At 67.3% G+C, this 10,659-nt stretch carries 3 protein-coding genes; 1 reads left to right on the forward strand and 2 read right to left on the reverse strand.

The window, feature by feature from the left end; genetic code table 11:
* Positions 1-359: 359 nt before the first annotated feature.
* On the forward strand, positions 360-1,814 hold the full coding sequence (locus AB0J58_RS25615) for an RICIN domain-containing protein (RefSeq protein ID WP_364219767.1): 1,455 nt from the start codon (positions 360-362) through the stop codon (positions 1,812-1,814).
* Between the two features lie 386 nt (positions 1,815-2,200).
* Here AB0J58_RS25615 and AB0J58_RS25620 read toward each other — a convergent pair whose 3' ends face one another.
* Both AB0J58_RS25620 and AB0J58_RS25625 read right to left on the reverse strand, forming a co-directional pair.
* On the reverse strand, positions 2,201-8,872 hold the full coding sequence (locus AB0J58_RS25620; RefSeq protein WP_364219770.1) for a LamG-like jellyroll fold domain-containing protein: 6,672 nt from the start codon (positions 8,870-8,872) through the stop codon (positions 2,201-2,203).
* A gap of 1,433 nt (positions 8,873-10,305) precedes the next feature.
* Positions 10,306-10,659, reverse strand: a 354-nt coding sequence (locus AB0J58_RS25625; RefSeq protein ID WP_364219773.1) for a transposase, incomplete at its 5' end; no start/stop codon positions are given.

Consider the following 10,659-nt stretch of genomic DNA (forward strand, 5'->3'; position numbering starts at 1 on the left):
GGAAAGGACGCCCGCGGTGTCCCCGCGTCAAAAGATCGTCGCCACCGTCAGGTAGTCGACGGCCGTGCTGGGCAGTGTCGTCCACATCGCCGCGGCGCCGTCAGCGTCGGCGGCCACGTATTCGGTCCACGTCATGGGCTACTTCGAAGGGTCGCCGAACCGGTCCGGTGACGACCACGCCCTCCACCTGGCGGTGAACTCCGATGGCCCCATCTGGATGCCCCTGAACCAGAACGACCCGGTCGTCACGCCGGCCGAGGGCCCGACCCAGGAATTCAGATCTAGTGATTGGACATTTCATGGCACTGATCACGGCGCCTGATGGTCACTCATCAGGACCATCGCGGAGCACTCGGTCGTTGCGCCGATTACTGATCACCCTTGTGGTGACCGCGCTCATCACAGCGACAAGCATCGTCGTCTCCGCGCCGTCGGCCAATGCCGACACCGGCCAATTCCGAGGCATGAACTGGGCCGTGCTGGGTGACAACTTCAGCACCGGCCCGCTCGTCGTGCAGGGCCTGAGCCAGTCCGACAGCAACGCGACAGTTCGAGCCAAGGCCAACGCGTTCTACGACCACGTGGCCTACACCATGGGAGTCAACACCGTCCGGCTGCCCATCAACACTCACACCGTGGCCAACACGACCTGGTGGAACGCCTACCGCGGCGCCATCGACGCCGCCACCGACCTTGGATTCAAGGTCATCCTGGCCTACTGGGAGGACGGCGCCGCCTCCGGCGGCAGGATCACGAACCTCGCCGCATGGAACACGATGTGGTCCACCGTGATCAACACGTACGGCTCGAACAGCAACGTCTACTTCGAGCCGATGAACGAGCCGTACGGCTACTCATCGGCGGACTGGCGCAACGTCGCAGCGAGCTGGCTCAGCCATCACACCTCGGCAGTGCCCGGCCGGGTGCTCGTCGGCGGTACCGGCTTCAGCCAGGACCTGCGGGACATCTGCAACGACAGCCGCTTCAACTCGACGCTGCTGTCCTTCCACTCCTACGCCTTCTTCTACAGCGCGATGACCTACGACGACTTCCGAAGCCACATTCAGACCCTGCTGGGCAACTGCGCCTCCCGTGCGGTCGCGACCGGGTTCGGCGCGCCGATGTCCACCGGCCTCGACTACGGCAACCCGAACAGCACCGACAACTTCGTGCGCCACTTCCGCGCCATGGCCCAGGTCATGCGGGACAACCGGATGGGCGGCACCTACTGGCCCGCCCTCGGCGGCAAGCCCACCGGAAGCCTCGGCTACGACTCCTACTCGATGTACGCTCTGGGTGGCAGCGGCACCAATCTCAGCGTGACCGTCCGCAACGGCCACGGCGCCAACCGGCTCCGGTATGCCTGGGGCGACACCGTCGGCGACTCCGTCCCTCCGACGACGTACAGGATCAACGCGCGCCACAGCGGTAAGGCCATGAACGTCCAACAAGCGAGCACCAACGACAGCGCGCGCGTCGACCAGTACACCTACAGCGGCAACCTGTGGCAGCAGTGGCGGTTCGAGGACCTCGGCGGCGGCTACCTGCGCGTCTACAGCCGCCACAGCGGAAAGTGCCTCGACGTGACGAACGCCTCAACCGCCGACGGCGCAGAACTCGTCCAGTACGCCTGCGGCGCCGGCACCAGCCAGCAGTTCCAGATGGTCGCCAACGGCAACTACTTCCAGCTCCGGGCGCGACACAGCGGTAAATGCGTGGAGGTACCGTCCGCGTCGACCGCGGACGGCGTGATCCTCAAGCAGTATCCGTGCAACACCGGCACCAACCAGCAGTGGTCGCGCACGGCCGTCTGACGGTCGTCTCGACATGACCGCGGATCCGCGGTACGGGCCTGCGGATCCGCGGTACGAGCTCGCACGCCCCGGTGCCGATCTCGTGCCGTGTGCTCGGTGCAAGGGAAGCCGGATCGGTCACGTCCAGCGAAGTGGCGTATGAGCCGGCCCTCGCTTTACTGAGTGTCAGCGCCATCCGGTACTACTCCGAGGCCGGAGTCACCGCACCCACACACGTGACCGAGGCGGGGACCGGCGCATGACCATGCCAGGTGATCTGCATGAGCTGTTGGGTGTCTGCCACGTCAGTTGGGACGTTTTCCAATGTAGGCAGGGTGTGCCGAATCGGTCCTGCGGCGCCGGGCGAGGTCGCTCGGCGCCGCAGGTGGCTCGTCAATGACAATGGGTCATGTCACGGTGAACATGAGGACGCCTGTCAGGGCGGTGTAGCCGTCGTTGTGGAGGTACCAAGCCGCGTAGGTTCCCGGGCCGGGCAGCTTGGTGGTGGGAATGGCGATGGTGCCGTTGGCTTCGGGGGCGTATCTCCAGTCGAGGGCCTCCACCTCCGAGGGCCTCTTGTCGACCGGATACAGGCCGACCCAGTTCTTGGCGCTGACGGTGCCGGGCGGGGTGGAGTAGTGGACGGTGAAGTTCGTTCCCTTGGCGACGGACTTTTCGGTGCTGGTGAGGGTGCTCAGGGGCGTCGGTGCGGCGGGCGTGAGGGCGAGGGGGGTGGGGGGGAGGTTGTAGTAGGCCGCCAGGCGGCCCACGATGGTCTCGGCGTAGGGGACCAGGCGGGCGAAGTGTGTGGCCAGGGCGGTTTTGGCCGCTCCGCTCAACGCGTTGAAGTCGCCGGTGGCGCCGGTGAGATAGGGCTGCAGGCGGTGGATGAGCTCATAATCGCTGGTGATGCCGAGGGTGCCCATAGCCTGGGCCAGGGACGGGGTGGTGGTAGCGGTGTCCAGGACGCGGCTGACGAAGGTGACCCGGTGCATGATCCGCCAGCACGGAGGTTTGCGGTCGGACTGCTGGGCGCGCTTGAGTGCCAGCGCGTTGGGGTCCTTGCCGCGGTCCAGCCACTCGGGGTCGATGACCTTGCCGTAGAAGTCCTCGAAGTTGTCGGTGCTGGTGTCGAGGTAGAGGGTCATGAAGCGGTAGGCGTCGACGCGGCCGGGCACCAGGATCGGCTTGCCGTCGGCGTCGAACAGGGGGGTGTCGCCGTTGTGTTTCTGCAGCTGGTTGCCCGGAGCGCAGGTGACGTCCAGGCTGAAGGTCCGGGTGGCGTCCTTGGACTTGCTGCGGGTGATGCTGTAGCCGGTGGTCGTGGTGGACTCGAAACCGAACTTGGCACCGACGTTGCCGATCGCGAAGCCCCCGACCTCGCTCCAGCCGATGGCGGCGGTGAAGGTGAAGGAGCCGGTCGTGGTCTCGGTGACCTGGTCGGTGGTGCCGGTGGTCTCGGCGAAGAACCCGCCGGCGGCGGTCCACACGTAGGTGTTGACGATGTTGCGGCGTGAGGCGGCCCGGGTGGCCGCGCGTCCGGTCTCGGGGTTGCCGCTCTGAGTGACCTCCGCGCCGGTGCCGCCCATCATGCCGTTCAGCACCTTGGCCGCCTGGCCGTGGGTGGGGTCGGGGGCGTGGGTCTCGGTGGACACCGATTCGTAGAAGCCCTGGAGCTGCTGCTGTTCGCGCTGGATCCGCTTCTTGATCCGGTAGGCCTCCACCGGCCGGTAGTAGCTGAACTCGCCGCGCTCCCCCTGGCCCGCCCTGGGGAAATGCGGGTCGGGGAAGGGGCGCAGTCCTGGGGCCGTCTCGTGCTTGGCGTAACCGACGACGCCGTCCAGGGTGCCCTGCTTGGTGTAGCGGGGATTGATCGGGAAGGGGATCAGGTTCCAGTCGCGGGGGATGTCGGGGCTGGGCAGCATCCGGTAGGCGACCAGGGCCCCGCTGTGGACCAGGCGCAGCGCGTACAGGTCGGCGGTCTCGGACTGCACCACGGCGAACCCGGTGTTGGCCGGCACCCAGCGCCGCCCGGCGGCGGGGTTGACCTGCTTGGTCGGGTCGGGGTCCTCCCAGCCGCCGGTGACCTCGACCTTGCTGGTACGGGTGGTGTTGGTGCCCTGGGAGACCTTGGTCTCGTTGCTCCAGGTGTTGGCGTACTTGAGTTCGACGTTGAGCCCGAGATCCAAGGTGGCTTCGGCCATCGGCTGCGCCGTACCGGCGCCCAGGGGTGCGGCGACGGTCCAGATGCTCTGGGCGGTCGCTATCTCGAATTTCACCTTCGCGGACGTGTCGATGCTGTTGTTCTTGTTCGACGACAGGGCGTTGACGACGTTGTCGGCCTGGACGAAGGCGACCGAGGAGGCGCCCTTGTAGTTGTCGGAGGTACCGGCGATGAGGTTCTCCGACGGGATCGGCGGAGCGCCTTCGATGTAGCCGATCAGTTGCGGGTCGAACTGGGCCTGGCCCACCCAGGTGGTGGTCAGCTCGCCGACCTTGTAGCCGGTGTTGAGCACCCAGGACTTGTCGGCCTGCAGGTAGGCGTAGGCCCGCTTCAGCACGCCGATGAGCGAGTCGTCGGTGAGGCGCTGGATGTCGCCGTACTCGGTGGCGGCCGGGGTGGTCGCGATCGAGGTGTGGAAGGGGGTGCGGATGCCGGTCAGCGCGGAGCGGACTTGGGCGGTGTCGGTGGAGATCGGCGCGGTGGACAGCACGATCTTGGGGGCCGGCGTCGACTGGGCCAGGTGATGGCCACTGAGGCCGGCGTCCTTCACCGCCGCCCCGGCCACGGTGTCGTCGGCGTCGAAGGGGTAGTAGGCCAGCAGGTCCTGGCGGTCGCCGCGGACGCGGCCGAACATGTTGTCCAGGATCTGCTCCTGGGTACGGGCGGTGCGCCACGCCCTGATCTCGTCCAGGTCGCCGGTGAACCCGTCGGCCACCACCGAGCGCGGGGAGGTGGGCCGCACCACACTCGACGTCGTCGAGGTCGTCCTCTCCGAGGGGACGGGGCTGCCGTTGCGGTAGAAGGTGAACCGGTTTCCGTCGGGATCGGGGGTGCGGACGCGGGTCACCGCGTGCAGCGTAGCCGGGTAGGAGCCGCACCGGTCCTGTGTCCGGGCGCCCTTGCTCTCGGGGAAGGTCCACCACGCGGTCAGGCCGGAGGCCTTGGTGGTGATCGGCGCGCCGATCTGGGCACTGTTCCTGGCGACGCTCCAGATCCGCACCTCCGACAGCGCGCCCTTCAGACCGGAGGCCGTCTTGCCCACCATCATCCGGCCCAGCTCGACCGGCGCGTCGTTGCCCACGGGCTTGGCGCCGCCGTACCACTGCGAGGCGCCGACCTTCTTGCCGTCGATGAAGAAACAGATCTCCACCTCGGTCGCCGTACCCGTCGGGTTCTTGCGGGTGACGGCGACTTTGTGGAAGCCGCCCGCCGTCAGGGCCGTCTCCGACTTGTAGACCCTCGCCGTCTCCGAGCCGGAGCCGGGCTCGAAGGTGAAGGCGAGGCGGCCGTCGGTGTCCACATACAGGCAGTAGGGGACCGCGGTGTGGTTGCCGGTGCCGAGCGCGCCCTTGCCGACCAGCCCCTGTTTGACACCGAAGGAGTCGACTTTCACGAACGCCTCGATGGTCAGGTCGTCCACGAGGTCCATGCCGCCCGCGCCGCCGGCGTTGAGGTGGCCGGTGCCGTCCATCTGGATCGCCCAGTCCTGCTCGAACGACACCGCCAGATGCGCCCATTCGGCCAGGGGGAACACCTCGACGCTGCGGAAGACCTGCTTGTTGACGTTCACGTCGATGACGTAGCCGCGCTCCCCGTTGGCCCGGGTGGCGCTCTCCACGCCCAGCGCGTACCAGGTGTCGCCGACATCGGTGTGGAGGATGGTGTCCATGCCGTCGACGAACGTCGGCTTGGCCCAGGCCTCGAGCGTCAGGTTCCCGGACGTGGCCAGGGCGGAGATGTTCGCCGTACTCGTCAGTTCCAGACGGTGTTTCTGGGCGGCGTCGAAGGAGAACGCCCGTCCCGGCGCGTCACCGTGCCAGCGCGGCCCCAGCGGCTCGCTGACATTGGACGCGGTGCCGGCCGGCACCGGCGCGGTGAGGGCCCCGGCGTAGGCGCTGACCAGCAGCGAACCGTGGGCCGGTGACATGCCGGCGACGTTGCACGAGGCCAGCGTGTAGTCGTAGGCCGCGATGCGGACCTTGGCGCCCGTGCCGGCGGTAAGGGGAGCGGTGGTGAGGGTGAGCTGCGCCGACCCCGCTTGCCCGCCCGCCACGGTGCGGCTGTCCTCGCCCACCATGATGACCAGGCCCGCTCTCAGCGTGGTCGTCAGCGGCTCGGTCAGCGTCACGGTCTTGTCCTCGACCGACAGGACCGTCCCCAGGTTCGATCCTCGTGCCGAGCCGTTCAGCACCGCGGCGAGAAGATCGGCCCGGTCGGGTACCGAGGTGAACGTCTCGACCGTCGTACCCCGGCTCACCTCCACCTTGCACATGCCGGTCCCGGTCGCGGTCACCTTCACGTCGAAGTCGGCCAGTTTCATCGCGACGTCGCGGCCGGACAGGCGCAGCGCGCCGCCCGCCACGGAGATCTCCTTGACGGCGGGGGAGATGGTGGTCGCGTAGTAGACGGCGAAGAACTGGCCCTCCCCGCCCCGGAAGTACAGCGCCACCTCACCGGTGGAGCTGTCCAGCAGCGCGGGGGCGTGGGTCGTCCAGGCGAAGGACAACAGGGCGCCCAGCACGGTCAGGCCCGAGCGGTCGATGCACACCTTGGGCATCGCCAGGACCGCCTCGGCCGCGCCGAGCAGTGCCCCGGTCAGTGTGGCCTGCGCGTTGAGCGCCGTCTCCAAGGCCGCCTTGTCCGTGCCGAGTCGCTCTTTGGCCTCGGACTGGCGATCGGCTTTCGGACGCAGGTCGGCCATCTCGGCGAAGAGTCTTCTCTCCCTCTCCCGGTGGCCGCCCCAGTCGCGGGCCGGGCCGACGATGGTCCGGTTGAGCGTGTACAGGCTGATGGCGCCACCGTCGTACAGCTCGTGGTCGATCTGGGCCAACCGTGCCCTGGTGGCCGGGAGTTGCTCCGCGAGCACCTGGTCGTTGTAGAGCTGGCCGCGGGCCGCGGTGACGGCCTCCTGGGCGGCCCGCAGCTTGTCGTTGTCCTTGGTGGGGTCGGGCGTGCCGATCCAGGTCAGATCGATCACTCCCGGTGCTGTGGCCAGCTTCCCCTCCCGCGACAGGGCGAAGTCCAGGGTCGCCACATAGGAGCGGCCGGTCGGTTCGCCCGTCGGCGGCGGCCCCGAGGTGGCGAAGGCCAGCAGTACCCGCGCCTGTCCCTTCTCCGGCGACGGCGTGTGGCCGTACCCCGTCACCGCCGGGTGCTGCTGGTAGTACAAGGTCGCGGTCAGGCCGGAGACCACCTTGCGCCCGGTGATCGAGAACGACTGGCGGCTCACTCCCGGGCCGTCGAACAACGGTGCGTCCGAATCCGTCCACACAGGACCGGCGTCGAACGTGCCCTCGAACTTGTTGACACCGCGGTCGCGCACCTTGGTGCCCGTGCCTTCGTCGAAGGGGAAGTAGGCATACAGCCCGGCCTCGGTGCCGTCCGGCCGTTGTCCGCGCGCCGAGAAATCGCCGCGGGGGAGCGTCCAGATCCGTACCTCGTCGATATGCCCGTTGAAGGGATCGGCCTGCGCCGGGCCCGAAACGACTCGTTTGCCGACCACGAGCTGGGCGGTGACCTCGACTGTCACGGTCGTGGCGAGGGTCCCTGCGGACACGCCGTCCAGGAACAGTTTCAGCTGTGATCCGTCGAAGACCGCCGCCACATGCGAGTAGGCGCCCATCGGCACCGCCGAGGTGGAGGTGAGGGTCTGCGAGCCATGGCCGAACAGCAGCTTGCCGTCAGCCTTCAAGCTCAGATGGACCGGGGTGGCCAAGCCGGTCGTATCGGTACGGCCCACGATGAGCCCGGTGGTGGTGGCGGTGGCGGGCTTGATCCAGGCCTCCATCGTGTACGGCCCCGCGGGCACCGCCGTGGTGACCTTCCCCAGGACTACTGGGGCGCTGGCCGTGTTGTCGAACCGCAGCGCGGTGCCTCCCCGATTCTGCGGCGGGCGCACCGGCACCAGCAGTTTCCCGGTATGGGAGTCGATCCCCGGCGCCCGCTCCAGCACCGAGCCGGCGAACTTCGCATCCGGGCTGGTGTAGAGCTGCGTGCCGGCGACGTTGAACAACCCCTCGGGGCTTTGCTCCAGGTTGTAGCCGTGCAGGAGGCCGGTGTCGTCGGCGGTGAAGATCTGCCAGCGCGAGAATCCCGAGATCGCGGTCGGCAGCGACAACACCGAGAAGATCCCGTCGCTGAGCTTGCCCGCGAACGACAGCTTCATGGTCGGCTCGAAGAACAGCCGCCCCTCCATGTCGCGGGTGCCCAGCGTGTCTCCGCCGGAGGCGGGGGCGATCTTGCTGCGGCTGCGCTGGTAGCGCGCCTCCACGACCGGTTTGAGTTCGGCGCCGACCAGCACGAACCGGTCGCACAGCAACGCGGAGTCGGCCGCGGCGACCTTGGCCCCGCCGACCAGGGTGTAGTCCTTGCGCGCCGAATCCCCCGACCACAGGCCCCCGGTCGTCTTATACACCGATCCCGAGTCGCCGGTCGCGACCGACTGGCGAAACACCAGGATGTGCCGGCCGTCCGAGAGCACCTGGATCGGGAAGGCTGAGGTCAGCCGAGCCGTCGTCGACAGGAACGGATCGTCCTCTCCTGGCAGCAGCTTCTCCGAGGACGCCGCCTCCACCGAGCCGCGCTTCTTCACTGTCGGCATGACCGCCGTCAGCGGCGTCTCCGTGCTCACCTCGATCATCTCGGTGGGGAAGGGCAGCAGTCCCGGGTCGTTGTTCCAGTAGGCCGCATCCAGCGCTCCCCGCGCCCGGTCGGCCTGATCCAGGCTCAGCACGCTGTAGTAGATACGCCGGTCGGCCCCCACCGCGAAGGCGACGACCATGCCGTCGTGGCGGACCATCGTCGTGGAGGTGTACTGACGGTCCTTGTAGACCTTCACCAGGTTTTTGTCATGCACGAAACAAACTCCTGACCATTGACGCCCGAGAAACACGTGAAGGCATCCGCGCACCACAAAACAAAACGTGATGCGGCCGAATTGAATGCATGCGCGAACGCTAAAGAATTAGATGTGCGCGCCCGTCAAGGGCACGCAACAACGGCTCGAATATCACACGTCGGCGCCGTGAGCCAGCGTGTGCGGCTCGTACCCGGCGGCGCTATAGAGCTTCTGCCCGATCACCTGGGCAGGCAGACGTCACCCCTGATTCGACTTCCTCTCTGTGTAGGACCGAGGCGCGTTTTAGGTGACAGCGATGCACATCCCACCGATGCCGCCCACCCAACACGAACCATCACTAAGAGATCACATGGCGCAGCAAATAACAACCAACAGTTTCGGTATGTTGCGCCGATTTTCGGCTCAGCCGCGATTTCCACATCATTGACTCGCGATCCTTGCCATTTCAACTGTCGCCAGAAATATGTCCCGCGCCTTTTCCCTTATGGGTCACGGCCGATATCATGCAGCAGAGACAACTTTTTTAATGTACGTTTTCTGATGGTTTCACGGCGCCTCGGTAAGTCCGTAATAAGGGATCTCCTACCGGCCGTAATCCGCGCCTGGCCGATACCCGTTCCACCGACGGGCAGTGCGCCCGTGCTCGGCGCAGCCGTCGAGGCCACCGTGGACCGGCATCGGCGGATGTCCTGGATCGCGGTTAAGATCCGTTGTCACGCCGCCACGCGCCAATGACTCAAGGCCGTCACGCGAAGCCACGAGGCAAGATCACGGCGATCCGGTGCCTCGCCTCGACTTCCCGTGTGTGGAGGTTCGCCAGTGATACCCGCCTGGCACAGCTGGCCCCGTGGGCGCCACCTGGCCGCCGACAACGTGGCTTTCACCTCAAGCCGACGTCCTGGGCAGCACGTCGTCTCCCAGGGCGGCGCCATCAAGTACGCGCACCGAACCCCCGCCGCGCGGCTATCGCCCCGCCCGCTTCACCGTCATCTCCCCCGAACTCGCCATCGAGGTCAGCGCACCCCACGACGAGGAGGACCGCAAGACCGGCGACCTGCTGATCGGCTCCCAGCTGGCCCTGCTCGGGCTCGGATGCCCCGCAGCTGACCAAGGGCAACGACGGCCCTGGACACCCTCAATCGCCGACCACCCCGACAGCTCGTGGAGGCCTTCCGCGACAAGGACGTCCCGGCCCCCGTGCTAGCCACCATCACCGAGCAAGCCGATACCCCCCGCATCCAACTGCACGACCAGGCCTGACGATCAGACCTGAGGTCCCGCACACCGCTCCTCCAGCCCTTTCACACAAGGGCCGGGGGCGCCGCAGGACCATAACGAGTCGCCGGCGGCCCGCCCAGGGCCGCTAACGCGGGTTGGGACTGTACGGTTTTCGGCTCTGTCTCATAATCGGTGGTAGCGCTGGGTAATGGTCACGGGAGGAGGATGCGGTGGCGAAGGAGGTCGAATCCGGCGCGGCCGTGCATCTGTCTCATGATCCTTTTCGTGCGGGTGTTGACGCCCTCGGTCCGGCCGTTGTGGTGGGGCAGGGTGAGAGCGGCATCGACGGCTGCGCGGTCGAGCTCCAGTCCGTTGGCAAAACCGTGCAGGTGAGGTAGGTCGGCAGCGCGTGCGGCGGTGATCCATGCGGTGAGCTGGGTGTCGTTTCCGACGGCGGGGGTGAGCAGCTCGGCGAAGGCGTGGATGAGTCGGGCGAGTGCGGCCAGTTCGGGGCATGCGGCGGTGAGATCCCGCAGCAGGTCGGTGTCGGTGTCGCGTAGCCGGTC

The sequence above is a fragment of the Streptosporangium sp. NPDC049644 genome, from assembly GCF_040675205.1.
GTDB lineage: Bacteria > Actinomycetota > Actinomycetes > Streptosporangiales > Streptosporangiaceae > Streptosporangium > Streptosporangium fukuiense.